The sequence below is a fragment of the Bartonella sp. AA81SXKL genome (genome assembly GCF_042196945.1).
Lineage (GTDB): Bacteria > Pseudomonadota > Alphaproteobacteria > Rhizobiales > Rhizobiaceae > Bartonella.
This window is the reverse complement of sequence record NZ_JBHIRH010000117.1, coordinates 1-1014: the sequence shown is the minus strand read 5'-3', so window position 1 is coordinate 1014 and position 1014 is coordinate 1. Positions and strand designations below refer to the sequence as shown.

Annotated in this window: 1 protein-coding gene; it reads right to left on the bottom strand. The window is 43.7% G+C overall.

Translation table 11 applies throughout. The features are described from left to right. Positions 1-114 precede the first annotated feature (114 nt). Positions 115-1014, bottom strand: a 900-nt coding sequence (locus tag ACFINZ_RS09945) for a hypothetical protein (protein ID WP_375701428.1), incomplete at its 5' end; no start/stop codon positions are given.

The following is a 1014-nucleotide window of genomic DNA, read 5'->3' as shown; positions in this document are numbered from 1 at the left end:
TTTAGGAGCAAGATACCTAAAAACATGAGGCGCAGCTCTTGCTGCCATAAAAGCTGCCCCAGCTAATGGAAATAATATTGGAAATGCCATCACACTCTCCTACAAAACTATTCTTTAATTATTCTCCAGAGCTTTCTTTTGATTCATGTAATCTAAAAAAAACTTGGATGCTCCTCCTGCCAACGCTGCTCCCATTGGACCACCTGCCATATAACCAAAAGCCATCGGTGCTGCTTGAAGTGCCAGAGAACCTATAGCCCCTACATTTTTCCACGGATTATTGCCCTCTATCTTAGAGATTGTATGATTATTCGTCGTCGTGCCGTAATTCCTTGCAAAGCCATGACCGGCGTTCATAAGCATATTCAACCTATTCCAGCCGCTATTGTCTTGTTCCAGCCAACGTTCACGATTGGCATCAACAACTCTCTGATTGTAATTATCAAGCACACCTCCCCCCTGTATGGCATTGGAATAGGCATTGCCATAACCCTGCAAGAAGTTATTTGATGCTCCCAACTGATTTTGATTGGCTTGGTCTATCATGGCATTGGCTTGCATCATGCGGTCCGCATCACGATTATATTGCTCTAACATAGCACGAGCGTATATAGAATCTCTTCCTTTCCGCACTTCCTCTCTGTGATCAGGAGTTGCATAACGACCAATCCCTGAGAAATATCTGTTAATTTGAGTGTCTGAATCATCTAATGCTTCTTGAAGTGCTTGTTTGAAATACGAATTTTCTCCCATCATACCACCAGAGGCCATATGTCGAAGATTCATGGCTGCCGACGTTGGATTATAGATTGTATTCATCAAAGAGCGATTTTGATAATGATGAGGAATACTTCCAAGACCACCAATTCCATAGCGCGTTTGATCACTTAACGGCGCTACACGAGGACCACCATAAACATTACCACCCATCCCTGTGTCATACATGTTATACGCATCTGCACCCCCACGCTTAAAGACATTCTGCATCCAAGCAGGAGGGGCGCTTGTTTGTAC